The sequence below is a fragment of the Pantoea sp. sgz302252 genome, from assembly GCF_042610525.1.
Classification (GTDB): Bacteria; Pseudomonadota; Gammaproteobacteria; order Enterobacterales; family Enterobacteriaceae; genus Erwinia.
Map to the genome: position 1 here is coordinate 218548 of NZ_JBHDVM010000003.1, position 26858 is coordinate 245405.

The following is a 26858-nucleotide window of genomic DNA, read 5'->3' on the forward strand; positions in this document are numbered from 1 at the left end:
TCAAGCGGCCGTCAATGTTAAAAGTGGCCCGTTTGGCCCGTCAGGATTTCTTCAGTGCCTGACTCAGCGTCCAGAATTCACGACGCTCTTCCGCGCTCAGACCGTGCGTACGGTCGCGCGCGATTAACTCTTCCAGCCTGCGCTCCAGCGCAGCGTCATACATGCTGGCCAGCGAGTCCTTGAACATGGTTTCCACTTCATCCTCTACTATCATGTGGTTCCATGTTGCCAGGGTTTCAAGGCTCTGGCTAAATTTTGTGCCGCGATAGAGTTCCAGCAGCTGACCCGTAGTCAGGCCGGGATGCGCGACGCAGGTACTTACTAACTCCACAAACAGCGGAAACCCTGGAAGTTCTGAATTATTCAGCCCTTCCAGCGAGGGCACTATCGTTGCCAGTTCCGGGTTTTGAATCAGCAGTCCAATCAGTATACGCATGGTTGTGCGTTTTAGCTGGGGCTGCTGGGGCGGTTTCGCGCCCTCGGCCTGTTTCGGCAGCAGTTTTTCCAGCTGGCTGTCATCCAGAATGCCCAGCTTGTTGCCCAGCTCCTGACGCAAATAAATACGCAGGGTTTCGCCAGGCACCTGGCTAATCAGCGGTAGCGCCAGGGTACTTAGCTGCGCTCTGCCATCCGGTGAACGCAAATCAACCTGCGGCAGCAGCGTGTCGAACAGAAAAGCGGAGAGCGGCATCGCCTGCTCCATCCGCGCTTCGAACGCCTCTTTGCCCTCTTTACGCACCAGCGTATCGGGGTCTTCGCCGTCGGGCAGAAACATAAAGCGTAGCTGACGACCGTCATTCATGTAAGGCAATGCGGTTTCCAGCGCGCGCCAGGCCGCTTCCCGGCCCGCTCTGTCGCCGTCATAGCAGCAGATCACCGTATCTGTGGTGCGGAAAAGCAGTTGAATATGCTCGGGCGTGGTGGAAGTGCCCAGCGACGCCACGGCATAATCAATGCCGAACTGCGCCAGCGCCACCACGTCCATGTAGCCTTCCACCACCAGCAGCTTAGCGGGTTCGGGATGTTTCTTTTGCGCCTCATACAGGCCATACAGCTGGCGGCCTTTATGAAAAATATCGGTTTCCGGCGAGTTCAGGTACTTGGGCATTGCATCGCCCAGCACCCGTCCGCCAAAGCCTATTACCCGCCCACGCTTATCGTGAATGGGAAACATAATACGTTCGCGAAAGCGATCGTAACTGCGGCCCTGATCGTTGGTGACCAGCATACCGGCATCAATCAGCGACTGGCGATCTTCCTGGCTGCGGCCAAAACGCTTTAACGCGTTATCCCAGCCTGCGGGCGCGAAGCCAATAGAAAAATGACGGATAACCTCGTCGCTAAGGCCGCGTTTCGCCAGATAGTCGCGCGCGCCTGCCGCCTGGTTTTGCGACAGCGACTGCTGGTAAAACTCGTTCAGGCCGTTCATCAGCTGATAAAGGCTCTGGCGCTGGTGGCGTTCGAGCTGGCTGGGGCCGGTGCCGCTTTCGTAAGGCACTTCCAGGCCGTAAAGCGTAGCCAGTTCCTCGATGCTTTCGACAAACTCCAGCCGATCGTAATTCATCAGAAAATCGATCGCATTGCCGTGCGCGCCACAGCCGAAACAGTGGTAAAACTGCTTTTCGCCGTTAACGGTGAAAGAGGGGGTTTTCTCATTATGGAAGGGACAGCACGCGTGATAGTTCTTGCCCTGCTTTTTTAGCTTTACGCGCGCATCGATAAGGTCCACGATGTCCGTGCGAGCCAGCAAGTCATTGATAAATACGCGTGGAATTCGTCCAGCCATAGGCCCCGGTTTATCAGCTCATAAACGAGAACAAGCCGCGCATTCCTTTCGGAAAGCACGGCCTTGTGTACTACTACTTGTCTGTGAAGCCTGAGGGCAAGCCCTCAAAAATTAGTACAGACGAGTGCGGCGTGCGTTTTCGCGAGCCAGTTTCTTCGCGTGGCGTTTAACCGCAGAAGCTTTAGCGCGCTTACGTTCGGTAGTAGGTTTTTCATAAAACTCACGACGACGAACTTCAGCCAGAACGCCTGCTTTCTCGCAAGAACGCTTGAAGCGACGCAGTGCTACGTCAAATGGCTCGTTTTCACGTACTTTAATTACCGGCATGTAACTCTCACCTCGATAAATTCGGTTTTGCTGCTGACGTCAGTGCCAGCTTGTTTCAAAATGGTGCGGAATTTTACTCCAACACAGGCTGCGTTGTAAAGCACCATAGCATAATGTCTCACCAACAGATGCGCCTGTGCCGCTGCCGGTTTTTTCAGGGGGAAGATTATACACCACTCCCTGGAGCGGGGCGATGAAATTTTCTTCTTATACTTCAGGGCGAAGTCGGTAACGCGTGGAAAATTGCCGCAGCGCGCGCGGTCTTCATGCTACACTGCGCGCCGCAAGAATGAGGTAAAAGCCATGCGTGTACTCGGAATAGAAACTTCCTGCGATGAAACCGGTATCGCGATTTACGACGATAAGGCCGGCTTGCTCGCTAACCAACTTTACAGCCAGGTCAAACTGCATGCCGATTACGGCGGCGTAGTGCCGGAACTGGCCTCGCGCGATCACGTGCGTAAAACTGTGCCGCTGATTCAGGCCGCTTTAAAAGAGGCGGGTCTACAGGCGCAGGATATCGACGCGGTTGCCTATACCGCCGGGCCAGGCCTGGTCGGCGCTCTGCTGGTCGGTGCGACCATTGGCCGCTCGCTGGCCTTCGCCTGGAACGTCCCGGCCGTGCCGGTTCACCATATGGAAGGGCACCTGCTGGCACCGATGTTGGAGGACAATCCGCCCGATTTTCCTTTTGTCGCTCTGCTGGTCTCTGGCGGCCATACGCAGCTGATCGGCGTGACCGGCATTGGCGAATACAGCCTGCTGGGCGAATCCGTTGACGACGCGGCAGGCGAGGCCTTTGATAAAACGGCCAAGCTGTTGGGACTGGATTATCCGGGCGGGCCGATGCTGTCGAAAATGGCGCAGCAGGGCGTAGAAAAGCGCTTCGTCTTTCCACGTCCGATGACCGACCGGCCGGGGCTGGATTTCAGCTTTTCCGGGCTGAAGACCTTTGCGGCTAATACTATTCGTGAAAATGCTAACGATGATCAGACTCGCGCGGATGTAGCCCGGGCGTTTGAAGATGCGGTTGTCGATACGCTAATTATCAAGTGTAAGCGCGCGCTGGAGCAAACCGGTTTTTCCCGGCTGGTGATTGCGGGCGGCGTCAGCGCTAACCGTACGCTGCGAGCCAGAATGGCAGATGTAATGCGCGCGCGCGGCGGCGAAGTATTTTACGCCAGGCCAGAGTTTTGCACCGATAATGGCGCGATGATCGCCTACGCAGGCATGGTCAGGCTGAAAGGCGGCACCAGCAGCGATCTGAGCGTTAGCGTACGTCCGCGCTGGCCGCTCGCTGAACTTTCGCCATTAAAGGAAAGCTAAGGCGCCGCTTCGTTATAGCCGCCAGGCCATTTCCCTGCTCATATAAAAAACCCGCATACCTGTGCGGGTTTTTTATGTTTAAAGCCAGCGGGACAGCAAGCTACTTTCGCTTCTTTTTCCAGATTTTCGATTCCTGGCCGCGCCATAAACGCTGGATATTGTCATGATGACGCAGCAGCACCAGGCATGACAGCATAGCTACCGGAAAGGTCAGCTGCGGCTTAAACCACCAGACGTAAAAAGGCGCAATCAGCGCGCTGATAATAGCACCCAGCGATGAATAGCCGCTCAGCAACACGGTCAGTAGCCAGGTACCGGTCATCAGGCCGGTGAGATCCCAGCCGATTGGCGCAATGGCGCCGAACGCCGTCGCCACGCCTTTGCCGCCTTTGAACTGAAAAAACACCGGATAGATATGGCCCAGGCAGGCGGCGATAGCCACCAGTCCCAGCCAGAAAGGGGAAAGGCCATAGTGATAAGCCAGCCAGACCGGCAGCATGCCTTTCAGGATATCAAACAGCAGCACGGCCAGCGCGGGAGCTTTACCGCCGATACGCAACACGTTGGTCGCGCCGGGGTTGCCGGAACCGTTGTGCCGTGGGTCGGGTAATCTGAACAGCCGGCAAACCAGAATTGCGCTGGAAATGGAGCCGCACAGATACGCGAAAATGATCATACCAGGCGCGAATACACTCATAACACCGTTCCGTCTTCAGGGGGTCGTTTTGATCTCGTCATCCGTGGATAATACGCATAAACCGTCGGAAGTGGTATCCGGCAACCTTAAAAACAGAGACTCGTATCATGGATATTGTATTTATTGAACAGCTGTCGGTTATCACCACCATTGGCGTTTACGACTGGGAGCAAACCATTTCGCAAAAGCTGGTGTTCGATGTCGAAATGGCCTGGGACAATCGCAAAGCGGCGGCAAGCGACGATGTAAACGACTGTCTGAGCTACGCCGACGTTTCAGAGGCCATTATCAATCACGTCGCCAACGGTCGTTTCGCGCTGGTCGAGCGCGTAGCGGAAGAGGTCGCCACCCTGTTACTGGAGCGTTTTAACTCTCCGTGGATACGCATCAAACTCAGCAAACCGGGCGCCGTGGCGCAGGCGCTGCAGGTTGGCGTAATCATTGAGCGAGGGACAATTCCGAAATAAGCGCAATGTGATTGCCATCACGATGAAACCAAACCACATTATGGGCTGTCTGAGGATTGGCCCGCCTTTCTGCGGGCACAATTTTGGCGGTAGCGTAGAGCGACCGCCTTTTTAATGGCTTTGAAACGGATAGGGGAAGATTTGATGGCAGATATTCATCAGCTATGGGTGGCGGCGATCCTCGGGATTGTCGAGGGGTTAACGGAGTTTCTCCCCGTCTCGTCCACCGGGCACATGATCATTGTCGGTCATCTGTTAGGCTTTGAGGGCGATAAAGCCGATACGTTTGAAGTGGTTATCCAGCTGGGTTCAATCCTGGCGGTTGTAGTGATGTTCTGGCGCCGTTTGTTTGGCCTGATCGGTATTCACTTTGGTAAAGTTCCCCATGAAGGCACAGGAAAAGGCCATCTCACGCTGATCCACATTCTGCTGGGTATGGCGCCAGCCGTGGTTATCGGACTGATTTTTCATGATAAAATCAAAACGCTTTTCAACCCTATCAACGTAATGTACGCGCTGGTTGTCGGCGGCGTGCTGCTGCTGGCTGCTGAGTACCTGAAACCTAAAAAGCCTAAAGCAGAAGGCATTGACGATATGACCTATCGTCAGGCCTTTATGATTGGCTGCTTTCAATGCCTGGCGCTGTGGCCTGGTTTCTCCCGTTCCGGCGCGACCATCTCCGGCGGCATGCTGATGGGCGTAAGCCGTTATGCGGCTTCCGAGTTCTCGTTTATTCTCGCCGTGCCAATGATGATGGGCGCAACGGTGCTGGATCTCTATAAAAGCCTGGGCTTCCTGTCGATGGCGGATATGCCGATGTTCGCCGTAGGTTTTCTCACCGCTTTCGTGGTGGCGCTGATTGCCATCAAGGTATTCCTGAAGCTGATCCAGCGTATCTCCTTTGTGCCTTTCGCCATCTACCGCTTTATTATTGCCGCAGCGGTTTACATGGTGTTCGTCTAGTACAAAAAAGCCGGACTTCGCGTCCGGCTCTTTTCTTAAAGCGGCTTAGCCCGCCACTGTTCCAGCGCGGCTATGCGCCTTCGCGTAAGCTCTTCCCTGACTTCAATACCTTTATAGCCCGCTGCGACCACCTCTTTAGTCGAAACGTTCTGCACGATTTCAAAAGCCTGACGTAAATAATCGCCCTGCGGATAAGCGTTGTTTTCAAAGCCTGTACGCCCGCGGGCATCCGCCTCGCTGGTCAGCGCGATCTGCTCGACACGATGCGGTTTACGCCAGGCATCGATACGGTCGAAAAGGGCGATCAGTGTTTCCGGACTTTGCCGCTCGACGGTATGGACTAAATCATGAAATTCAGTCACCAGCAGCGCGAGATCGCGGATAGCGTTAGGCACGCGTAGCCGCTGGCAAAGCTGCTCGACCAGCGGAACGCCAGCCGGGCCGTGTCCGTGATGGCTCGGCCATTTTTCCGGCGGCGTCAGCCCCTTACCGACATCGTGGAACAGTGTGGCAAAGCGTACGTCTACTTCTTCACTTAGCTGCGCCGCAATTGCCAGCGTCATCAGCGTGTGCACGCCTGTATCAATTTCCGGATGCCATTTGGCTGGCGCGGGCACGCCATAAAGATTATCTAACTCAGGGAAGAGCACGGCGAGCGCGCCGCAGTCGCGCAGAACCTGAAAATAGACCTGCGGCGTGGGTGTTTCCAGCGCTTTTTCCGTCTCTTTCCAGACTCGTTCCGGCGTCAGCTCGCTGAGTTCGCCGCTTGCCGCCATTGAGCGCATCAGCGCCAGCGTTTCGTCAGCAATAACAAAGCCAAGATGGGCAAAGCGCGCGGCAAAACGCGCTACCCGCAGCACGCGCAGCGGATCTTCATTAAAAGCGGCCGAAACATGGCGCAGCAGGCGTTGATCTATATCGGCGCGCCCGTTGTAGGGATCGTAATAACGCCCCTCTTTATCCTGCGCAATTGCGTTGATAGTGAGGTCGCGCCGCTGCAAATCCTGCTCAAGGGTTACATCTGGCGCGGCATAACAGACAAAACCGGTGTAGCCGCTGCCGCTTTTGCGCTCGGTGCGTGCCAGCGCATACTCCTGCTGCGTTTCAGGATGCAGAAAAACCGGGAAATCGCGGCCGACCTGCTGAAAGCCGAGCGCCAGCATCTCGGCAGGCGAAGCGCCCACCACCACCCAATCTTTGTCTTTGACCGGCAAATTTAACAGGGCATCGCGTACCGCGCCACCGACAAGGTAACTCTTCACTACAGACTCCCGGATTGAAAATTTCAGGCATCATACGTGAAGTGTAGAACCTCTCCTACCGTTGCGGAGAGGTTTGCCTGCATACCAAAAGGCCGATTCTGCGGTGATTAGCTCATCCAGCGGTCTTTCTTCTTGCGGCTTGGGATCATATGCGGCAGCAGCAGACCCAGCAGCAGGCCAATGCCCGCGACGCCGCCGCCATACATAAACCACTGCATAATGATGGTGCGCTGCTTATCGTCAAGCTGCACGTTGGCGGCACTGACCTTTTTCTGCGCCACAATCAGTTCGTTCTTCAGCTTCTGGTTTTCCGCTTTCAGGCCGTTGATGGCATCATCGCTGCCGGCGACTTTTTTCTGCATCTCTGCGGTGCGCTGATTCCAGCTGCCATCAATATTAGCCAGCTTGTCGGTGAGGTCTTTTACCTGTTGCTCTAACTGGGGCACGCGGGTGCGCAGGCTTGGCTGCTCGCTAAGCTGCGCCAGAGGGATCCAGGAAGTGCGGCCGTTGGCGTCACGGATCTGGCCGTAATGGGTTTCGTTGTTGGTTTGCAGCAGCGCGACTTCTTCACCGGCGTTCAGCGTGCCGGTCAGGCGGTAGCTGTCGCTCGGGCCGCTGCGTACCCAGGTGGAAAGCTCGTCGGAAATATAGCGCTTTTCTTCGGCATGGAGCGAGGCGGCAACGCTAAAAGTCAGTAAAGTAAGGCCAAGTAGATGCGTTTTTTTCATTCGGTATCTTTTTTGTGAGAGCGGTAAAAAAGTAATGGCACAGTCTGGAGATGGCTTGCATAAAGCTGAATGAGAACTATCCTGGACTCGGCCTGCCGCGAGCCAGCGCGCAAAGCGCCAGGAAAGTCGGGACAACCAGGGGGATTGTGCATTACTATTTTCATCATATCTGGCTGAGCCCCCCAACGGTTTTCGGCTTTGTGCTGAATACAAATCGCCCTTCGCGGTATCATCAGGCGTTTCATTGACCGTGCCGCTAATCTGATTAAGAAAATATGACCATAGAAATTGAAGTAAAGTTCATTGCCACGCCTGAAGGCGCTGAAAAACTCCCTGCGCGCCTGGCAGCCTGGCCGAACCAGCACAGTGCTCCACAGAAGCTGACCAACATCTATTACGAAACGCCAGATCGCCAGCTGCGTCGCTGGGACATGGGGCTGCGCATCCGCGGCTTCGGCGACAGCTACGAAATGACGCTGAAAGCGGCGGGCCAGAGCGTAGGCGGCCTGCATCAGCGCCCGGAGTATAACGTGCCGCTGGAAAAGCCCGAACTGGCGATTGCACAACTGCCTGCGGAAATCTGGCCGCAGGGCTGCGACCTTGATGCGCTACAGGCGGCCTTACAACCGCTGTTCAGCACCCACTTTATCCGGGAAAAGTGGGTAGTCACTTACCTGAACAGCGAGATCGAAGTAGCCTTCGATCGGGGCGAGGTGCAGGCAGGCGAACTCAGTGAGCCGCTGAGCGAAATCGAGCTGGAGCTGAAAACAGGCGAACGTGCGGAACTGCTGGCTTTCGCCGCCGAGCTGGCGGAAATGGGCGGGCTGCGTCTGGGTAGCCTGAGTAAAGCCGCGCGCGGCTACGGGCTGGCGCAGGGAAAAACGCAGCCAGAGCTGCGTCCGCTGCCGGTCCTGAAAGCCAAACCGAAAGCCACGGTGGAAGAGGGTATGTCTGCTGCTTTCACTCTGGCGCTAAGCCAGTGGCAATATCATGAAGAGCTGTGGCTGCGCGGCGACAAAGCCGCGCTGCGCGAAATCAATAAAGCGCTGGAGACGCTGCGCCAGGCCTTTTCTCTGTTTGGCACTTTGGTGCCGCGTAAAGCCAGCAGCGAGCTGCGTCAGCAGCTGACCGGGCTGGTTGAGGCGCTGGCGGAGAAAAAACCGCAGCCTTCAATCTGTTTTACGCCGCTCTGGCTGCAAACCCAGTTGGCGCTTACTAACTGGATAGCAAGCGCAGGCTGGCGTCCTTTTATCGACAGCAAAACCGACGCCAAGCTGCAAAGCTCGTTCAAACGCTTCTGCGATATCATGCTGGGCCGCGTCTCCGCTGATTTAAAAGAGACTTTCGCTCATGTGCGTCAGCTAAACGAATATCAGGACAAGCTAACCCGGCTGCAGCGCCAGCTTCTCGCCGCTCATTTGCTGGCTGGCGCCTACGACGAGACGGCGGTAGCAGCCTGGCTGGGCGAATGGGAGCAGCTGGCCCACGCGATTAAAACCCACCAGGAAGCCTGGCTCGACAGCTATCGTCACCAGGCGCTGAAGCAGCCGGTTTTCTGGAAAAACGGCGGCGCCTGATCCCGGGCGCCCACACAGGGAGTTACCTATGTCGCCACACTCTTTAACGCTGCCGCCGCAGCTTGCCGCCCTGCCGATTTCCGCTGCGGATCCCGCGCTACGGGCTGGCGCGGCCTTCAGTGATTTTATCAGTGAAAACCTGGCTCGCTATCCTGAATGGCAGCAGGAGCTGCTGCAAAACGCGCCGCAGCCGGAAGAGTGGCGGCATTACGCCGACTGGCTGGCGCAGGAGATGGCGCAGGTCACGGACGAAGCTACGCTAATGCGCGAGCTGCGCCTGTTTCGCCGCCATATGCTGACGCGTATCGCCTGGATGCAGGCGTTGGCGCTCAGCAGCACGGAAGCGACGCTGCAACAGCTCAGTGTGCTGGCGGAAACGCTGATTGTAACGGCGCGCGACTGGCTGTGGCACGCCTGCTGTCTTGAAATGGGCACGCCGGTCAACGCGCAGGGCGAGCCGCAGCCGCTGCTGATCCTGGGCATGGGCAAGCTGGGCGGCGGCGAGCTGAATTTTTCTTCGGATATCGATCTTATCTTCACCTGGCCGGAAAACGGCGTGACCCAGGGCGGCCGTCGCGAGCTGGACAATGCCCAGTTTTTTACCCGGCTGGGCCAGCGGCTGATAAAAGTGCTGGATCAGCCAACCGTAGACGGCTTCGTCTATCGCGTAGATATGCGCCTGCGCCCGTTTGGCGACAGCGGGCCGCTGGTGCTGAGCTTTGCCGCGCTGGAAGACTACTATCAGGAACAAGGACGCGACTGGGAACGCTACGCCATGGTCAAGGCGCGGCTGATGGGCGGCGCGGAAGATCGCTGGGGCCAGGAGCTGGAACAGATGCTGCGGCCTTTTGTCTATCGCCGCTATATCGACTTCAGCGTGATCCAGTCGCTGCGCAATATGAAAAGCATGATCGCCAGAGAAGTACGGCGGCGCGGCCTGAAAGATAACATCAAACTGGGCGCGGGTGGCATACGCGAAACGGAATTTATCGTTCAGGTCTTCCAGCTAATTCGCGGTGGACGTGAGCGCTCGCTACAGCTGCGCGCCTTTCTGCCAACGCTACAGGCTATCGAAGATCTGCACTTGTTGCCTGCAGAACAAGCTGGTCAGCTGCGAGCGGCCTGGCTCTTCTTGCGTCGGCTGGAGAACCTGCTGCAAAGCATCAACGATGAACAAACCCAAACGTTACCGGCGGACGAGCTTAACCGCGCCAGGCTTGCCTGGGCAATGGGCGCAGCAAACTGGACGGAGATGTACCAGCAGTTAGAAGCGCACATGGCCGCCGTACGCGCTATTTTCGACGAGTTAATTGGTGATGATGCGCCGGAAGCGGGCGATAACAAAGAAGCGGACGAGTATGGCGTGCTCTGGCAGGATCGCCTGGAAGAGCCAGAGCTGGCGGCGCTGGTGCCTCATCTGAGCGTCGAGGCGCAGCAGCGCCTGCTGCGGGCGATCGGCGATTTCCGTCAGGATGTCGATAAACGCACCATCGGGCCTCGCGGCCGCCAGGCGCTGGATCAACTGATGCCGGGCCTGCTGGCCGAGGTCTGTCCGCGCGAGGATGCAGATGTCACGCTCAGTCGCCTGACGCCGCTGCTGCTGGGCGTAGTCACGCGCACTACCTATCTGGAGCTGCTCACGGAGTATCCGGGCGCGCTGAAGCATCTGATCCGCCTCTGCGCCGCCTCGCCAATGGTAGCCAGCCAGCTGGCACGCTATCCGCTGCTGCTGGACGAGCTGCTGGATCCGGCCACGCTTTACCAGCCTACGGCCACGGATGCCTATCGTGACGAACTGCGCCAGTATCTGCTGCGCATCCCGGAAGAAGACGAAGAGCAGCAGCTGGAGGCGCTGCGCCAGTTTAAGCAGGCGCAGCATCTGCGTATCGCTGCGGCCGATATTGCGGGCACGCTGCCGGTAATGAAGGTCAGCGATCATCTGACCTGGCTGGCGGAGGCTATCATCGAGCAAGTCGTACAGCAGGCCTGGCAAATGATGGTACAGCGTTATGGCCAGCCTTCGCATCTTAACGATCCGCAGGAGCGAGGTTTTGCAGTAATCGGCTACGGCAAACTGGGCGGCTGGGAGCTGGGTTACAGTTCGGATCTGGATCTGGTCTTCCTGCACGACTGCCCGGCGGAAGCGGTTACGGATGGCGAGCGTAGTATCGATGGCCGCCAGTTCTACCTGCGGCTTGCGCAACGCATTATGCACTTGTTCAGCACCCGTACCTCTTCCGGCATCCTCTATGAGGTTGACGCGCGCCTGCGTCCTTCCGGCGCGGCAGGCATGCTGGTCAGCACTTTTACCGCTTTCGATGATTACCAGCGGCACGAGGCCTGGACCTGGGAACATCAGGCATTGGTGCGGGCGCGTATTGTCTTTGGCGATACAGCGCTGAGCCAGCGTTTCGCGGATATCCGGCGCGGCATTCTTTGCCTGCCGCGCGCGGAAGAGAAGCTGCAAACCGAGGTGCGGGAAATGCGTGAAAAAATGCGCGCGCATCTGGGCAACCGGCACAAAGGGCGCTGGGATATCAAAGCGGATCGCGGCGGCATCACCGATATTGAATTCATTACGCAATATCTGGTCTTACGCTATGCCGCGACGGATCCTGAACTAACGCGCTGGTCTGATAACGTGCGTATTCTGGAGATGCTGGCGCGGCATAACAGAATGAGCGAGCAGGAGGCGCAGGCGCTGACCCAGGCCTACGTCACGCTGCGTGATGAGCTGCACCATATGGCGCTACAGGATTTGCCCGGCCAGCTTGCGCCAGAAGCCTTTAGCGCAGAGCAGGCCGTGGTTAACGCCAGCTGGCAGCGCTGGCTGGAGGCGTAACAGTGGCGCAATGTGCGGGAAAGGCGGCATGTGCTATCATCGCGCGCATTATTTTTTGACTGACTGCAGCCTGGAGTATCTGGAATGAAAATTACGCTGCCCGATTTTAACCGTGCGGGCGTTCTGGTTGTTGGCGACGTGATGCTGGATCGCTACTGGTATGGCCCAACCAGCCGTATCTCCCCTGAAGCCCCGGTGCCGGTGGTCAAAGTGGACAATGTGGAAGAGCGTCCCGGCGGCGCGGCCAACGTGGCGATGAATATAGCCTCGCTCGGTGCCAGCTCTCGCCTGGTCGGCCTGACTGGCGTGGACGATGCGGCGCGCGCACTGAACGAGGCGCTTACCGGCGTCAACGTACACTGTGATTTCGTCTCTGTTGCCACGCATCCAACCATTACGAAACTGCGCGTGCTGTCGCGCAACCAGCAGCTGATCCGTCTGGATTTCGAAGAAGGCTTTGAGGGCATCGACGTCGAGCCGCTGCATCAGCGCATCAGCCAGGCGCTGCCGAGTGCAGGCGCGCTGGTGCTTTCCGACTATGCCAAAGGCGCGCTGGCAAGCGTAGAGAGCATCATCCAGATTGCTCGCCAGGCAAAAGTCCCGGTACTGGTCGATCCAAAAGGCACGGATTTCGAGCGTTATCGCGGCGCGACCATACTGACGCCAAACCTCTCCGAATTCGAAGCGGTCGCGGGCAAGTGCAAAGACGAAGCGGATATCGTGGCGCGCGGTATGGCGCTGATGCAGCAGTTCGAACTGTCTGCGCTGCTGGTGACGCGTTCCGAAAACGGCATGACGCTGCTGCAGCCAGGCAAAGAGCCGGTGCATCTGCCGACGCAGGCGCAGGAAGTTTATGACGTGACCGGCGCAGGCGATACGGTAATCGGCGTGCTGGCCGCCGCGCTGGCCGCAGGCAACACGCTGGAAGAGAGCTGTTTCCTGGCTAACGCCGCCGCTGGCGTTGTGGTCGGCAAGCTGGGCACGTCGACGGTATCGCCGGTAGAGCTGGAAAACGCCATTCGCGCCCGTCCTGAATCAGGCTTTGGCGTGATGACGGAACAGCAGCTTAAAGAGGCGGTTGCGCTGGCGCGCCGTCGCGGCGAGAAAATCGTGATGACCAACGGCTGCTTCGATATTCTGCATGCCGGCCACGTATCTTACCTGGCAAACGCGCGCAAGCTGGGCGATCGTTTAATTGTCGCGGTTAACAGCGATGCCTCCACCAAACGGCTGAAAGGCGAAACCCGCCCGGTAAATCCGCTGGAAAACCGCATGATTGTGCTGGGCGCGCTGGAAGCTGTGGATTGGGTGGTGGCGTTTGAAGAAGATACGCCGCAGCGAGTAATCGCCGAAATCCTGCCGGATCTGCTGGTAAAAGGCGGCGACTATAAGCCAGAAGAGATTGCGGGCAGCAAAGAGGTTTGGGCCAACGGCGGCGAGGTTCGCGTCCTGAACTTTGAAGACGGTATTTCTACCAGCAACATCATCAAGGCTATTCAGGCAAAAAGCTGATTAAATTCAGCTGCCGTGAGTAACAAAGGCGCCGACTGGCGCCTTTTGTACAAGCGTTACTGCATATCTTCCGTTTTCAGCACTTCTTTCGGCGTATTGTCCACACCGCGGCTTTCCAGCTCGGCGATGCGGCTTTCCAGCGCGGCCAGCTTTTCACGGGTGCGCAGCAGCACCTGCGTCTGCACGTCGAACTCTTCGCGGTTAACCAGATCCAGTCGGGTCAGCTGCGACTGCAGCGTCTGGCGGATCTTCTTCTCGACATCGTCGCCAAACTCGCGGATCCCTTTTGGCATAGAGTCATGAACCTGACGGGCTAGTTGTTCAATTTTTTTCGGGTCAATCATGGCGGCTTCCTGATAGCGACAAAGTTTCGTTAAGTGTAATGCCATAACCCCAAAGGTTAAACCCAAAAACGACAAAGCGGCAAAATGGCTAAGGATTTGCGTATTTTGTTCGTTGCCCTGTTATTTTTTCGGCGCTATAGTAATCAGGCTTATTCTCAGGGCGGGGCGAAATTCCCCACCGGCGGTAAATCAGCTACGGCTGAAAGCCCGCGAGCGCTTCAGGCTTTCCAGGTCTGAAGGTCAGCAGATCCGGTGTAATTCCGGGGCCGACGGTTAAAGTCCGGATGGGAGAGGGTAACGTATCCTGTCGGGCCTGCGCCCGCCGCGCCGTTATTTTTTTGACTCCTAAGTTCGCCCTGGTTCTGGTAACCCATATAACACAAAGGATTATTTACCATGAATCAGACGCTTCTTTCTGAATTTGGCACGCCTGAACAGCGTGTGGAACGCGCTATCGACGCATTACGCAACGGCCGTGGCGTAATGGTGCTGGATGATGAAGATCGTGAAAACGAAGGCGATATGATCTTCGCCGCAGAAACCATGACCGTTGAACAGATGGCGCTGACTATCCGCCACGGTAGCGGCATCGTTTGCCTGTGCCTGACCGAAGAGCGTCGCCGCCAGCTGGAGCTGCCGATGATGGTAGAAAACAACACCAGCTCATTCGGCACCGGTTTTACCGTAACGATCGAAGCGGCGGAAGGCGTGACCACCGGCGTCTCCGCTGCCGATCGCATTACTACCATTCGTGCCGCTATCGCCGACGATGCTAAACCGAGCGATTTAAATCGTCCGGGTCACGTGTTCCCTTTGCGCGCACGCGATGGTGGCGTGCTGACGCGCGGCGGCCACACTGAGGCCACCATTGACCTGGTGACGCTGGCTGGTTTTAAACCTGCTGGTGTCCTGTGCGAGCTGACTAACGACGATGGCACTATGGCGCACGCGCCGGAAGCGATCGCATTTGCGAAACAGCACGAGATGCCGGTAGTGACTATTGAAGATCTGGTTGCTTACCGCCGCAGCCGCGAAACACGCCAGGCAAGCTGACCGTTAGCAGATACCATCTAAAAACCCCGGCACGCCGGGGTTTTTTTATTCTTGCCGTCCGCTATCCGCCCATGCCAGCGCTTTCCAGCAGCGTCAGGCTTAGTCCCATCACCGTCATCCCGCTTAACACGCCATAGCTCGGATTAACATCAGGCGCGATATCGCGCGCCAGCGGCATCAGTTCATCTACGGAAAGCGCTACCATGATCCCGGCAACGGCGGCCATTACCGCGCCCATTATCATTGGCGAAAGCCACGGCCCCAGCAGCAAAAAAGCGAAAATACCGCCCGCTATCTCCGCCATACCGGAAAGACCGGCCCAGAACAGCGCCTTCTTCTTTGAGCCGGTAGCGGCGTACATTGGCCCGGCTACCGCCAGACCCTCAGGAATATTATGAATAGCGACCGCCAGCGCTATGCCTAACCCCAGCTCCAGGTCGCTGCTGGCGGTTACAAAGGTTGCTATGCCTTCCGGGAAGTTATGCAAACTGATGCCGAGCGTCAGTAACATTGCGGTACGACGCAGGTTACGCGGTGATTTGCCGCTCATCAGATCCTGGGGATGTTGATGCGGCAGCAGCCTGTCCAGCGCGAAATAGCCGAGTAGCCCAACGATAAACATACCGTAGCCGAGCAGCGACGACATGCCTTCCGCTGAGAGCGCGGCAGGCAGCATTTCCATCAGCGAGATCAGCAGCATAATACCGGCGGCAAAACCCAGCGCAAAAGCCAGCGCGCGCGGCGAAGGCTTCTGGCCCAGGATACCCAAAAAAGCCCCGATAAAAGTTGCTCCGCCAGCCAGTAAGGTCAGTAATAAAGGGACAGACACGATTGCTTCTCCTCTTTTCAGAAAAGTATAGCCATTGCTATACATTAGCAGAGAAATCCGCCTGATAACGTCAGGAAATGTTTTTCTCCATCTTCAAATTTATTGAATAACTTCGTCAGGCTTATCCGGCTGTAGTAATGAAAGAAAGGGTGTAGCGTTAGGGCATTACTATTCTGGAGATGATTATGAAAACATTAATGCCCGCGCTTTTCCTCGGCCACGGTAGCCCAATGAACGTGCTGGAAGAAAATCGCTATACTGAAGCCTGGCGCGAGCTGGGGGAAAAACTGCCACGCCCGAAAGGAATTATTGCAGTTTCTGCCCATTGGTACACGCGCGGAACAGCGGTAACCGCCATGGAAAAGCCACGTACCATCCATGACTTCGGCAGCTTTCCGCAGGCGCTGTTTGATACGCGCTATCCCGCGCCAGGCTCGCCTGAGCTGGCAAAAGAAATAGCCGCAGCGCTTTCACCGGTGGAGGTAAGGCTGGATCAGGACTGGGGCTTCGATCACGGCTCCTGGGGCGTTCTGATAAAAATGTACCCACAGGCCGATATTCCGGTAGTGCAGCTCAGCCTGGACGGTACTAAGCCAGCCGCTTACCATTTTGAACTGGGCCGCAAGCTGGCCGCGCTGCGCGAACACGGCTATATGATCGTTGCCAGCGGTAACGTGGTGCACAACCTGCGTATGGCGAGCTGGAACGGCAGCGCGAAACCGCACGTATGGGCGGAGTCGTTCAATAATTATGTACGTGAACAGCTGGAGTGGCAGGGCCCAGCGGAAGAGCATCCGCTGGTTAACTTTATGCAGCACGAAGGCGCGGCGCTGGCCAACCCGACGCCGGAGCATTTTCTGCCGCTGCTTTACGTGCTGGGCGCGCGACAGCCTGATGAAGCCACTTCCGTGCCGGTAGACGGACTGGAAATGGCCTCAATCAGTATGCTTTCGGTGCAGGTAGGCTAAGCCGCTTACTCAACAAAGGTATGCGGATAAAAGCGGGAAAGATCCTGCGTGATCAGGTCGCGATCCTCGCGCAGGCCGATACCGGCTGGCTGATCGTCGATTAGCCAGCTGCCGATCAGCGTATAGCTGTCGCCGAACTTTGGCAGCGGATGGAACTGCTGCACGATCATGCCTTCTTCGCCATAGGGGCCATCCACGCGCGCTATCTCTTTACCGTTTTCCACGATGCGGATATTGGCACCCTCGCGCGAAAACAGCGGTTTAACCACGTACTTATCCATGGCTGGCACGCTGTCCTCGGCAAAGTAAGCGGGCAGCAGATTAGGATGGTTGGGGAACATTTTCCACAGCATCGGCAGCAGCGCCTTGTTGGATATAATGCTCTTCCAGGCCGGTTCCAGCCAGCGCACACCGGCATCGGCCAGCTTGGTGGAGAAGGTTTCGCGCAGCATAAACTCCCAGGGATAGAGCTTGAAAAGGTTGCCGATCACCTGGTCATGCACATCGGTAAACTGGCCTTTTTCGCCCAGCCCGATTTCATCGATATAAAGAAACTCGCTCGGCAGGCCTGCTTCCGTCGCGCAGTCCTGAAGATACTGTACGGTGCCGCGATCTTCATCCGTATCGCGGCAGCAGGCAAAGTGCAGCCAGCTGAAGCCGTGCTGCTGATGCAGCGCGGCAAAACGGTCGATTAGCTTTTCCTGCAAACTGTTGAACTGATCGCTGCCGGCCGGCAGCCTGCCCGCGCTAAGCTGATCCTCCAGCCAGATCCACTGAAAGAAGGCGGCTTCATACAGCGAGGTTGGCGTATCGGCGTTGTTCTCCAGCAGTTTGGCATCCGTTTTCCCATCCCAGGCCAGATCGAGGCGCGAGTAGAGCGAAGGCTGGCTGGTCTTCCAGGAGGTACGCACGAAATCCCAGGTGTGTTTGGGAATGCGGAACTTCGCCAGCAGCTCTTCGCTGTTGACGACCTTATCCACTACCTGCAAACACATCTGGTGCAGCTCGGCAGTCACCGACTCCAGCTTCTCGATCTGCTGTAGCGTGAACTGATAGTAAGCATCCTCACACCAGTAGGGTTCACCGTGCATGGTGTGGAAGCGAAAGCCATATTCGGTAGCCTTTTCACGCCAGTCAGGACGTTCTGCAATAGCCAGACGCTGCACGCTTAACCTCCGAATGACCGGCTGGAGCCGGACGTTGCGCTGCTACGCTGCATGGTAGACTGTTTTGCCACGCTCTCGCCAAAGCCGCCGCGCGTGATGGTGCTGGTGGTCGCGGGCTTAGGTGCCAGTGCGGTTTTCGGTACCGTCATGGTACGGCCCGGCGTGGCGGCGCCGAAGCTCTTGCCGCTGGCATCCACGAACTGGCCTCTGGCCGGGCTGGTTGGCGAGCGCGAGCTAAACAGCGGCTGCTGGGCGAACCCCGCGCCACCGCCCATCAGACGGCCCATCATATAGCCTGCCATTAACGGCATCCAGAAGCTGCCGCTCTGCTGCGATTCGGCATTGCTGGTGCCGACGCCAGCCTGAGCGGGCGCCTGCTGGCACTGGCCTTCGCCAAACTCCGCCACGCAATCTTCGCGGGTAGCGTATTTAGGCGCGGTTTTTTCCGCTTCTTTTTTGGCGTTATTGTAAGCCGTGGTGCACTGTTCGCTTTTGCCGGGATTAGCGGCGGAACAGTCATCGGCGTTCTGATAAAGCGAGACGGTCTCATCCGACTGCTCGCAGCCGGCCAGCATAAATACGGCGGTAACCGCCAGCGCTACTGGCGTAAGATGGCGTGCGCTCCAGCTCTTGCGGAAGGAGGCATGATTAATTTTTTTTGTCCGTTTCATAAGATTCTGTCCTGTGCCCAAAGGTAATGCATAGGATAGGGGAACGGCGGCTAAAATTGAAGCAATGGACGGCGGTGGAAAGGGGATCTTTACCTGGCTATACATTTGAAATTAAAAGGGGCAGCGGCGCTGCCCCAAAACAACTAGTTGCGGAAAGGATTACCGCTGTGCGCCGGTGCAGAACTCCTGGCTGCCGCTGGCGCGGCAGCACGCTGCACGGCAGGCGGTGCAGCTGTTTGCGCGCCGTTTGCCGCCGCATCCTGCTGCGCATTTTCCGGGGCGACAGCTTCTGGCGAGGTTGGCACCTCTTTGCCCAGACGGCTGTTCAGCATCTGCAGATCCTGCTCGTTCAGCGTACCCAGAGCCGATTTAATATTCAGCTCGTTGATCATATAGCTGTAACGCGCGTTGGAAAGCTGCTGCCTGGCGTTATACAACGTGGTGGTCGCATCCAGCACGTCTACGATAGTGCGCGTGCCGACCTGATAGCCAGCCTCCATCGCATCCAGTGAGCTTTGCGCGGAAACCACGGCCTGCTTATAAGCGTTAATGCTGCTGATGGAAGCATTGACGTTATTAAAGGATGAACGCACGGTCTGCACTGCGGTACGATGCGCGCTCTCCAGCTGCTCGCTGGCGGCGACATAGGCGTACTGCGCCTGCTTCACCTGAGAAGTAACAGAACCGCCGCTGTAAAGCGGCAGCGAGAAGCTCAGGCCGACCTGGCTATTGCCGGTGATGCTGTCCTGGTAGGCTGCGCTGTTGGCGCGGCTACCGCCATATTTGCTGTTTGACATGCCGGTTTGCGCGGTCAGATCCAGTGTCGGCATATGGCCGGTTTCTGACAGGCGAATCTGCTCGCGTGCCAAATCCTGGTTCAGACGAGCAGAGAGCAGGCTGAGGTTGCGGCTCTCGGCCTCTTTCAGCAACGCGTTAACCGGCTGCGGTTTTTCCGTCTGGAAATTATCCACATTCAGCGAAGCCAGGCTCAGGTAATAGTTGCCCGTTACCTGACGCAGCGTCTCCAGATTGTTATCCAGATTGTTACGCGCAGTTACTTCGTTAGCCAGCACGCTGTCGTACTGCGCGCGCGCGTTCTGCACATCCGTAATAGCTACAAGGCCGACATTAAAACGCTGCGTGGTTTGATCCAGCTGACGATAGATCGACTGTTTCTGCGCTTCCGTATAGGAAAGCGTATCGATGGCGTTTAATACGTTAAAATAAGCGGTAGCGGTATTCAGGATCAGGTTTTGCTGCGCGGTCTGGTAGGTGACATCCTGTACGCCTGCCGTTTTTTCCTGCAGCGTCAGGGCGCGCCATTTCGACATATCGAAAATGGTCTGCGTCAGCTGCAGCGTGCCGCTGGTGGTGTTCGAGTGCAGACCACTGCTGTCGCGATAGCCGTTGCTGTAGGTATAATCGGCGCCCAGGCCCAGCTGAGGCAGTAACGGGCTGCGCGCTTCATTGATTTTCTCAAATGCGGCGTCGCGATCGGCTGCAGAACTGCGAAGATCGGGGTTAGACAACCGGGCCTGCTGATAGATCTGCAGCAGGTTTTCCGCCTGGCTGGCGACGCTGAAGCCGCCCAGGCCCAGGCCGATAAGTAAAGGGAGCAGTTTCTTCATTTGCATTCCTTGTTATGCAGCAATATTGCTATGGTAGCGCTGTCGTAAGCCAAAAAATTATCGCCGATTCTACCAGAGTAAATGAAAAAGATAAGTTGGCTGAAAGTGCCATGTTGCCACAATTTACTCAATTTAATCATTAACAACTACACTCCCAGCGGGTTTCGGCGGCCATTTTTCACAATCTGAAAACGCAGTAAAGGAGAGAGAACCATGGAAAGCAGTAAAAAAAACCCGGTGACTTTCACCAAAAACGATGTAGAAATTATTGCACGTGAAACGTGCTATAAAGGTTTTTTTTCGCTCACTCGTTACCGTTTTCGCCATCGCCTGTTTAACGGCGAGATGAGCAAAGAAGTCTCCCGCGAAGTGTTCGAGCGCGGCCATGCTGCCGTGCTGCTGCCCTACGATCCCATTAGCGATCGGGTAGTATTAATCGAACAAATTCGCATACCCGCTTTTGACAGCAGTCCGACGCCCTGGCTGTTAGAATTAGTGGCCGGTATCATAGAGCCGGGCGAAACGTCGGAAGAGGTCGTTCGCCGTGAGGCAGTAGAAGAAGCCGGGCTCAATCCCGCCCGCGTGAAGCCGGTGCTTAGCTATTTATCGAGCCCCGGCGGCACCAGCGAGCGGCTGGATATTTTTGTCGGCGAAGTGGATGCCAGCGTGGCGCAGGGAAACCACGGTCTGGAGGAAGAGAATGAGGATATTCTTGTGCATGTGGTCAGCCGCGAACAGGCTTACCGCTGGGTGGAAGAGGGGAAAATAGACAACGCGGCTTCCGTCATCGCTTTGCAATGGCTGGAACTGCACCATAAAAAACTACGAGACGAGTGGAAAACCGAATGATAAAGCGCTACGTGCCTGATTTCCCTGAAATGATGCGGCTGAGCGAAACCAACTTCGCCCAGCTGCGTCGGCTGCTGCCGAAAGACGATCGGGCGGGCGCGTCGGTCACCTTGCAGGTCAACGGTGCAAGTTATACGGTGACTATCCAGGAATCAACGCGTTACACTACGCTGGTGGAAATTAAACAGACCGCGCCTGCCGTGAGCTACTGGAGCCTGCCCGCCATGTCCGTGCGGCTCTACCATGACGCGATGGTAGCGGAAGTGTGTTCCACTCAGCAGATCTATCGCTTCAAAGCACGCTATGATTATCCAAATAAAAAGCTGCATCAGCGTGATGAAAAACATCAGATAAACCAGTTTCTCGCCGACTGGTTGCGCTACTGTTTAGCGCATGGCGTAATGGCCGTTCCGGTGTGGTAAGTTTCCGCCAGAATGGCGTTAACCCTAAGGATTTTGATTGGATAGCCTGTTAAAACTTCCCGTGGAGAGCGGCCGGGCAAGAGTGCTGCAGATAACGGACACCCATCTTTTCGCGGGCAAACATGAAACGCTGCTGGGCGTCAACACCTGGGCCAGCTTCGATGCGGTGCTGCAGGTTATCGAAGCCTGTGAAGAACCGTACGATCTGATCGTCGCCACTGGCGATCTGGCACAGGATCACAGCGTCGAGGCCTATCAGCATTTCGCTGAGGGCATCGCCCGGCTGCCCGCGCCATGCGTCTGGCTGCCGGGCAATCACGATTTTCAGCCAGCAATGTTCAGCACGCTGGCGGAAGCCAAAATCGCCGATGAAAAACACGTGCTGCTGGGCGACAGCTGGCAAATCGTCCTGCTGGATAGCCAGGTCTTTGGGGTACCGCACGGCGAGTTGAGCGACTACCAGCTGGAGTGGCTGGAGAAAACGCTGGCGATAGCGCCAGAGCGTCATACGCTGGTGCTGCTGCATCACCATCCGCTGCCTTCGGGCTGTACCTGGCTCGATCAGCACAGCCTGCGTAATTCGCATATGCTGGAAGCTATACTACAGCGTTATCCGCTGGCGACCACGCTGCTTTGCGGGCATATCCATCAGGATCTGGATATAGACTGGAACGGCCGCCGCCTGCTGGCTACGCCTTCTACCAGCGTCCAGTTCAAGCCGCACTGTACGAATTTTACGATTGATTCCGAGGCGCCGGGCTGGCGCTGGCTGGATTTGCACAAGGACGGCAGGGTAGAAACCCGGGTTGAGCGTCTGACGACGCGCGCTTTCAGTCCCGACCCCGACTCAGAAGGATACTGATTTATGGCCACGCTGCTTTATTTGCACGGCTTCAACAGCTCGCCGCAGTCGGCTAAAGCGACGCAGTTTCGGCAATGGCTGGCGGCGCGCCACCCGAAAATTCAGGTCATAGTGCCGCAGCTGCCGCCGTTTCCGGCAGATGCAGCACTGCTGCTGGAGAACCTGATCATGGAACTCTCGGGCGAAGAGGTAGGTATCGTTGGCTCTTCGCTGGGCGGCTATTATGCAACCTGGCTCTCGCAGTGCTTTACTTTACCGGCGGTAGTCGTTAATCCGGCGGTGCGGCCTTATGAACTGCTGACGGACTATTTAGGTCTGAATCAGAACCCATACACCGGGCAGCAATATGTGTTAGAGTCACGCCACATTTACGATCTGAAAGTGATGCAGATTGACCCGTTAGAGTCGCCGGATTTGCTCTGGCTGCTGCAGCAAACGGGCGATGAAGTGCTCGATTACCGCCAGGCTGTGGGCTACTACAGCGCCTGCCGCCAGACGGTTGAAGAGGGCGGAAATCATGCTTTTATCGGATTCGAACGCCATTTCTCCTCGATCCTCGACTTCCTGGGCTTCTCTGCCTGAAGCGGGACGCGGGGGCTCACTTATTTACAGCCACCAAGATTGATACAATGACTCAGTCCAGCTACAACGCTGATTCCATTGAGGTACTCAGCGGCCTCGAACCCGTTCGCCGCCGTCCGGGCATGTATACCGACACGTCGCGTCCTAACCATTTAGGCCAGGAAGTGATCGACAACAGCGTGGATGAAGCGCTGGCGGGCCATGCCAAACGCGTCGAAGTGATCCTGCACGCCGATCAGTCGCTGGAAGTGATTGACGACGGCCGCGGCATGCCTGTCGATATTCACCCGGAAGAGGGCGTACCGGCGGTCGAGCTTATTTTTTGTCGGCTGCACGCGGGCGGCAAGTTTTCCAATAAAAACTACCAGTTCTCCGGCGGCCTGCACGGCGTAGGGATTTCGGTAGTGAACGCTCTCTCAACGCGCGTGGAAGTCACCGTGCGCCGCAACGCCGAAATCTATGAAATGGCGTTTGAAAACGGCGACAAGGTGCAGGATCTGCACGTGACCGGCACGGTAGGTAAACGCAACACCGGCACGCGCGTGCGCTTCTGGCCGGATGCTTCTTTCTTCGACAGTCCGCGCTTTTCCGTTTCCCGCCTCAGCCACCTGCTGAAGGCGAAGGCGGTGCTCTGCCCGGGTGTGGAAATCGTTTTTAAAGACAAGGTCAACAACACCGAGCAGAGCTGGTGCTACGCGGACGGCCTGACGGACTATCTGGCGGAGGCGGTCAACGGGCTGCCGACGCTGCCGGAAAAACCGTTCGTCGGCTCCTTTGCGGGCGATGTCGAAGCGGTGGACTGGGCGCTGTTGTGGCTGCCGGAAGGCGGCGAGCTGCTGACGGAAAGCTACGTCAACCTGATCCCGACCATGCAGGGCGGTACGCACGTTAACGGCCTGCGTCAGGGCCTGTTGGATGCGATGCGCGAGTTTTGTGAATACCGCAATATCCTGCCGCGCGGCGTGAAGCTCTCTGCGGAAGATATCTGGGATCGCTGCGCCTACGTGCTGTCGGTAAAAATGCAGGATCCACAGTTCGCCGGGCAGACCAAAGAGCGTCTCTCTTCCCGTCAGTGCGCCGCCTTTGTTTCCGGCGTGGTAAAAGACGCCTTCAGCCTGTGGCTGAACCAGAACGTGCAGGCGGCGGAAATGCTGGCCGAGCTGGCGATCTCCAGCGCCCAGCGCCGTATGCGCGCGGCGAAAAAAGTCGTGCGTAAAAAGCTGACCAGCGGCCCGGCGCTACCGGGGAAACTGGCAGACTGTAGCGCGCAGGACTTAAACCGCACCGAGCTTTTCCTGGTAGAAGGGGATTCCGCAGGCGGCTCGGCCAAACAGGCGCGCGATCGCGAATACCAGGCGATCATGCCGCTGAAGGGTAAGATCCTCAACACCTGGGAAGTTTCTTCGGACGAGGTGCTGGCATCGCAGGAGGTGCATGATATCTCCGTCGCCATCGGCATCGATCCCGACAGCGAAGATATGAGCCAGCTGCGCTACGGCAAAATCTGCATCCTGGCGGATGCGGACTCCGATGGCCTGCATATCGCCACGCTGCTCTGCGCGCTCTTTGTGCGCCATTTCCGCTCGCTGGTGAAAAACGGTCACGTCTACGTGGCGATGCCGCCGCTTTACCGTATCGATCTGGGAAAAGAGGTCTGGTACGCGCTGGACGAAGAAGAAAAAGCGGGCATCCTGGATCAGCTGAAACGCAAAAAGGGCAAGCCCAACGTGCAGCGCTTTAAAGGCCTGGGCGAGATGAACCCGCTACAGCTACGCGAAACCACGCTGGATCCTAATACCCGTCGCCTGGTACAGCTAACTATCGACGATGACGAAGTGGATCAGACACTGGCGGTGATGGATATGCTGCTGGCGAAAAAACGCTCGGAAGATCGCCGCAACTGGCTGCAGGAAAAAGGCCATATGGCGGAAATCGAAGTTTAATTCTCTTCGGCCATCTAAAGAAAGAGCCAAAGTTCCGGCTTGCTACTGCGGCTTTATCTCGTACAACAATGTGCGAGTGAAGCCGCAAAATTCATCCTGAGACAGTCGCGTCTCCCTCCTTAAACTCAAATCTTACCTCTACAAATGTAACCTCAGGCTTGCTCATGCGGTGTGTGTAGGTATACTGGTCTGGCTACTTACATTCTTCGGAGATAAGCATGCCTGAAATTCCTGCCGCTGGCGCTAAATCTGCCTACGACAAACTGCTGAACGCCGCGCGCGTGCTCTTTTATAGCCATGGCATCAATGGCACCGGCATTGATGCCATCGTTAAACGCGCTGGCGTCGCTAAAAAAAGCCTTTATAACAATTTCGCCTCTAAAGATGAGCTGATCGCTACTTATTTAACCGTCAGGCATCAGGAGTGGCTGGATCTTTATCAGCAGCGAGCGCAGAAAGCGGTAACGCCTCGTGACGGCGTCGTGGCCGTGTTCCAGGCCTATGGCGATCATGCTGAATTTGCCTATGAGCACGGTTTCCGTGGCTGCGGGTTGTTAAATGCGGCAGCGGAGCTGGAGGCTGGCGCGCCCGGTCGCGAGGCGGTCAGAAGACATAAAGAAGAGGTTGAGGCGATCCTGGCTGGCCATTTAATGCAGATCGCTACCGATCCTGCGCGAGCGACCAATTTAGCAAGGCACTTTGCTTTCCTTCTTGAAGGGAGCATCTCTCGCGCCGGGCTGGAAGGAAAAAGCGACTGCATCGCCCAGGCCTGCCGGATGGCGGAAGAGCTCATGGAGGCGCTGTGAATCAGGAACACTCGCAACGCCTGCTGGGCACGTTTGGCGTACTTGTCGCTGCAGTTTTATGGGGAACCACCGGCACTGCCGCGACCTTTGCGCCGGAGCTAGGGCCGCTGGCGGTCGGTGCAGTAGCGATGGGAATTGGCGGTCTGTTACAGGCGTTGATCGCGCTACGCAGCATTATTCGGGAAAGAACTCTTATCGCCGCCAACCGATGCTATCTTGTTTTTGGCGCCGCTGCCGTAGCGATTTACCCGCTGACGTTCTATGCCTCTATGCGCTATGCCGGCGTGGCGGCAGGAACTGTGATTTCAATCGGCTCGGCACCGCTTTTCTCTGCGCTGATTGAGTACTGCCTGGACGGCCAAAAGCTCAGTAAAAAATGGATGTTCGGTGCGGCAATTGGCGTGACCGGCATGACGCTGCTGAGCCTGGCCGAGAGCGGCGCGCACCATGCTGGTGGTGATAAAACCACGTTGGGGATCTGCCTTGGCCTGCTGGCTGGTTTAACCTACGCGCTCTACTCCTGGTCAGCCCGGCGCATGATGCAAAACGGCGTAGCCACACGGGCGGCAATGGGCGCAACTTTTGGCGCTGGCGGCCTGCTTTTAATGCCGGTGCTGATGCTGACGGGCGCGCCGCTGCTGGCTTCCTGGCATAACGCTGGCGTCGGCATTTATATGGCGCTGGTGCCGATGTTTATCGGCTATCTTTGCTACGGCATGGGGCTTGCCCGTGTTCCGGCCAGTACGGCAACGACCATCACTCTGGTTGAACCGGTTATCGCAGCGCTGCTGGCCGTGTTGCTGGTAGGCGAGCGCCTGCCGCCAGAAGGCTGGGTTGGTATTGGGCTAATTGTTCTTTGCCTGGCTGTTATTACGCTACGCTGGCGGAAAACTGAGCCTGCGCCCGCAGCATTGCCAGAAAAGCTGCTTTGACCTTTTCTGCTTGCACGCCCAACTAAAAGGTTTGCTCGCGGCAGCCTGCATAAGAAGCAAAGCGGGAGGCCAGCGGGCTGATTTTACGCAGCGTTTTCCTCAGTATAAGGGCTTTGTCATCACCCGAACCAGCGTCTGCATCATCATAAGAAAACGGTCGCTTGCGCCATACGAAAACGGCAATGCTGAGGGATGGAAACAGACGTTCGTCCAGATAAGGATGAAAAAAGAAAGGCATTTTCCTGATATTTAAAAATGAAAATTAATTTATGATCTTCTTTTAAATAACCTTAAGAAAAAATGAGCAATTTATGAA

At 56.8% G+C, this 26858-nt stretch carries 25 protein-coding genes and 1 riboswitch; of the genes, 15 read left to right on the plus strand and 10 right to left on the minus strand.

What is annotated here, in order from left to right:
* Positions 1 to 40: 40 nt before the first annotated feature.
* Both dnaG and rpsU read right to left on the minus strand, forming a co-directional pair.
* Positions 41 to 1786 (minus strand): DNA primase, encoded by a 1746-nt coding sequence (gene dnaG, locus ACETPC_RS07270; protein WP_380180066.1) that lies wholly within the window; start codon positions 1784 to 1786, stop codon positions 41 to 43.
* A 111-nt stretch (positions 1787 to 1897) separates the two neighbouring features.
* On the minus strand, positions 1898 to 2113 hold the full coding sequence (rpsU, locus tag ACETPC_RS07275) for a 30S ribosomal protein S21 (RefSeq protein WP_001144069.1): 216 nt from the start codon (positions 2111 to 2113) through the stop codon (positions 1898 to 1900).
* A 303-nt stretch (positions 2114 to 2416) separates the two neighbouring features.
* Here rpsU and tsaD point away from each other — a divergent pair, with 303 nt between their 5' ends.
* Positions 2417 to 3439 carry a tRNA (adenosine(37)-N6)-threonylcarbamoyltransferase complex transferase subunit TsaD gene (tsaD, locus tag ACETPC_RS07280; protein WP_380180091.1) on the plus strand — a complete coding sequence of 341 codons (1023 nt, stop codon included), beginning with the start codon at positions 2417 to 2419 and terminating at the stop codon, positions 3437 to 3439.
* Between the two features lie 100 nt (positions 3440 to 3539).
* Here the strand turns inward: tsaD and plsY are convergent, their stop codons facing one another.
* Positions 3540 to 4136, minus strand: a complete 597-nt coding sequence (gene plsY, locus ACETPC_RS07285) for a glycerol-3-phosphate 1-O-acyltransferase PlsY (protein ID WP_380180093.1) — start codon at positions 4134 to 4136, stop codon at positions 3540 to 3542.
* Positions 4137 to 4243: 107 nt separating this feature from the next.
* On the opposite strand from plsY, the gene folB reads away from it, so the two are divergent.
* Both folB and bacA read left to right on the plus strand, forming a co-directional pair.
* The gene (gene folB, locus ACETPC_RS07290; RefSeq protein WP_380180095.1) at positions 4244 to 4603 is read left to right on the plus strand and encodes a bifunctional dihydroneopterin aldolase/7,8-dihydroneopterin epimerase; all 360 of its coding nucleotides are present in this window, start codon (positions 4244 to 4246) and stop codon (positions 4601 to 4603) included.
* Between the two features lie 144 nt (positions 4604 to 4747).
* Positions 4748 to 5566: an undecaprenyl-diphosphate phosphatase gene (gene bacA / locus ACETPC_RS07295; RefSeq protein ID WP_380180097.1), complete on the plus strand. Its 819-nt coding sequence runs from the start codon at positions 4748 to 4750 to the stop codon at positions 5564 to 5566.
* 35 nt (positions 5567 to 5601) lie between these two features.
* On the opposite strand, the gene ACETPC_RS07300 is transcribed toward bacA, so the two are convergent.
* The gene (locus ACETPC_RS07300) at positions 5602 to 6828 is read right to left on the minus strand and encodes a multifunctional CCA addition/repair protein (protein ID WP_380180099.1); all 1227 of its coding nucleotides are present in this window, start codon (positions 6826 to 6828) and stop codon (positions 5602 to 5604) included.
* A 107-nt stretch (positions 6829 to 6935) separates the two neighbouring features.
* On the minus strand, positions 6936 to 7556 hold the full coding sequence (locus ACETPC_RS07305) for a TIGR04211 family SH3 domain-containing protein (protein WP_380180101.1): 621 nt from the start codon (positions 7554 to 7556) through the stop codon (positions 6936 to 6938).
* 275 nt (positions 7557 to 7831) lie between these two features.
* On the opposite strand from ACETPC_RS07305, the gene ACETPC_RS07310 reads away from it, so the two are divergent.
* From ACETPC_RS07310 to hldE, 3 genes are all read left to right on the plus strand, one after another.
* Complete coding sequence (locus ACETPC_RS07310; RefSeq protein WP_380180103.1) at positions 7832 to 9133, plus strand: inorganic triphosphatase; 1302 nt, start codon at positions 7832 to 7834, stop codon at positions 9131 to 9133.
* Positions 9134 to 9161: 28 nt separating this feature from the next.
* Positions 9162 to 11975 carry a bifunctional [glutamate--ammonia ligase]-adenylyl-L-tyrosine phosphorylase/[glutamate--ammonia-ligase] adenylyltransferase gene (gene glnE / locus ACETPC_RS07315; protein WP_380180105.1) on the plus strand — a complete coding sequence of 938 codons (2814 nt, stop codon included), beginning with the start codon at positions 9162 to 9164 and terminating at the stop codon, positions 11973 to 11975.
* Positions 11976 to 12059: 84 nt separating this feature from the next.
* Complete coding sequence (gene hldE, locus ACETPC_RS07320; RefSeq protein ID WP_380180107.1) at positions 12060 to 13487, plus strand: bifunctional D-glycero-beta-D-manno-heptose-7-phosphate kinase/D-glycero-beta-D-manno-heptose 1-phosphate adenylyltransferase HldE; 1428 nt, start codon at positions 12060 to 12062, stop codon at positions 13485 to 13487.
* A 56-nt stretch (positions 13488 to 13543) separates the two neighbouring features.
* On the opposite strand, the gene ACETPC_RS07325 is transcribed toward hldE, so the two are convergent.
* The gene (locus tag ACETPC_RS07325; protein ID WP_380180109.1) at positions 13544 to 13831 is read right to left on the minus strand and encodes an accessory factor UbiK family protein; all 288 of its coding nucleotides are present in this window, start codon (positions 13829 to 13831) and stop codon (positions 13544 to 13546) included.
* 147 nt (positions 13832 to 13978) lie between these two features.
* Positions 13979 to 14131, plus strand: a riboswitch (FMN riboswitch).
* Positions 14132 to 14227: 96 nt separating this feature from the next.
* Between ACETPC_RS07325 and ribB the strand changes: the two genes are divergently transcribed.
* The gene (gene ribB / locus ACETPC_RS07330) at positions 14228 to 14884 is read left to right on the plus strand and encodes a 3,4-dihydroxy-2-butanone-4-phosphate synthase (RefSeq protein ID WP_380180111.1); all 657 of its coding nucleotides are present in this window, start codon (positions 14228 to 14230) and stop codon (positions 14882 to 14884) included.
* Between the two features lie 61 nt (positions 14885 to 14945).
* On the opposite strand, the gene zupT is transcribed toward ribB, so the two are convergent.
* Positions 14946 to 15713, minus strand: a complete 768-nt coding sequence (zupT, locus tag ACETPC_RS07335) for a zinc transporter ZupT (protein WP_380180113.1) — start codon at positions 15711 to 15713, stop codon at positions 14946 to 14948.
* A gap of 185 nt (positions 15714 to 15898) precedes the next feature.
* Between zupT and ygiD the strand changes: the two genes are divergently transcribed.
* The gene (ygiD, locus tag ACETPC_RS07340) at positions 15899 to 16681 is read left to right on the plus strand and encodes a 4,5-DOPA dioxygenase extradiol (protein ID WP_380180115.1); all 783 of its coding nucleotides are present in this window, start codon (positions 15899 to 15901) and stop codon (positions 16679 to 16681) included.
* A gap of 5 nt (positions 16682 to 16686) precedes the next feature.
* Here the strand turns inward: ygiD and ACETPC_RS07345 are convergent, their stop codons facing one another.
* The 3 genes from ACETPC_RS07345 to tolC all read right to left on the minus strand — a co-directional run bounded on the left by ACETPC_RS07345 (position 16687) and on the right by tolC (position 20146).
* Complete coding sequence (locus ACETPC_RS07345; RefSeq protein WP_380180117.1) at positions 16687 to 17847, minus strand: glutathionylspermidine synthase family protein; 1161 nt, start codon at positions 17845 to 17847, stop codon at positions 16687 to 16689.
* A 2-nt stretch (positions 17848 to 17849) separates the two neighbouring features.
* Positions 17850 to 18518 carry a DUF1190 family protein gene (locus ACETPC_RS07350; RefSeq protein ID WP_380180119.1) on the minus strand — a complete coding sequence of 223 codons (669 nt, stop codon included), beginning with the start codon at positions 18516 to 18518 and terminating at the stop codon, positions 17850 to 17852.
* A 143-nt stretch (positions 18519 to 18661) separates the two neighbouring features.
* On the minus strand, positions 18662 to 20146 hold the full coding sequence (tolC, locus tag ACETPC_RS07355) for an outer membrane channel protein TolC (RefSeq protein ID WP_380180121.1): 1485 nt from the start codon (positions 20144 to 20146) through the stop codon (positions 18662 to 18664).
* A 213-nt stretch (positions 20147 to 20359) separates the two neighbouring features.
* Here tolC and nudF point away from each other — a divergent pair, with 213 nt between their 5' ends.
* The 7 genes from nudF to ACETPC_RS07390 all read left to right on the plus strand — a co-directional run bounded on the left by nudF (position 20360) and on the right by ACETPC_RS07390 (position 26542).
* Positions 20360 to 20995: an ADP-ribose diphosphatase gene (nudF, locus tag ACETPC_RS07360; RefSeq protein ID WP_380180122.1), complete on the plus strand. Its 636-nt coding sequence runs from the start codon at positions 20360 to 20362 to the stop codon at positions 20993 to 20995.
* Entirely contained in the window at positions 20992 to 21417 is a 426-nt protein-coding gene (locus ACETPC_RS07365) for a DUF1249 family protein (protein WP_380180124.1), read from the plus strand. Before nudF ends, ACETPC_RS07365 begins: the two co-directional genes overlap by 4 nt.
* A 37-nt stretch (positions 21418 to 21454) precedes the next feature.
* The gene (gene cpdA / locus ACETPC_RS07370; protein WP_380180125.1) at positions 21455 to 22279 is read left to right on the plus strand and encodes a 3',5'-cyclic-AMP phosphodiesterase; all 825 of its coding nucleotides are present in this window, start codon (positions 21455 to 21457) and stop codon (positions 22277 to 22279) included.
* 3 nt (positions 22280 to 22282) lie between these two features.
* Positions 22283 to 22861 (plus strand): esterase YqiA, encoded by a 579-nt coding sequence (gene yqiA, locus ACETPC_RS07375; RefSeq protein WP_380180127.1) that lies wholly within the window; start codon positions 22283 to 22285, stop codon positions 22859 to 22861.
* 47 nt (positions 22862 to 22908) lie between these two features.
* Positions 22909 to 24804, plus strand: a complete 1896-nt coding sequence (gene parE / locus ACETPC_RS07380) for a DNA topoisomerase IV subunit B (RefSeq protein ID WP_380180129.1) — start codon at positions 22909 to 22911, stop codon at positions 24802 to 24804.
* Between the two features lie 218 nt (positions 24805 to 25022).
* On the plus strand, positions 25023 to 25610 hold the full coding sequence (locus tag ACETPC_RS07385) for a TetR/AcrR family transcriptional regulator (protein ID WP_380180131.1): 588 nt from the start codon (positions 25023 to 25025) through the stop codon (positions 25608 to 25610).
* A complete protein-coding gene (locus ACETPC_RS07390; protein ID WP_380180133.1) occupies positions 25607 to 26542 on the plus strand; it encodes a DMT family transporter in 936 nt (311 codons plus the stop codon). The genes ACETPC_RS07385 and ACETPC_RS07390 overlap by 4 nt, the downstream gene beginning before the upstream one ends.
* Positions 26543 to 26858: the final 316 nt, after the last annotated feature.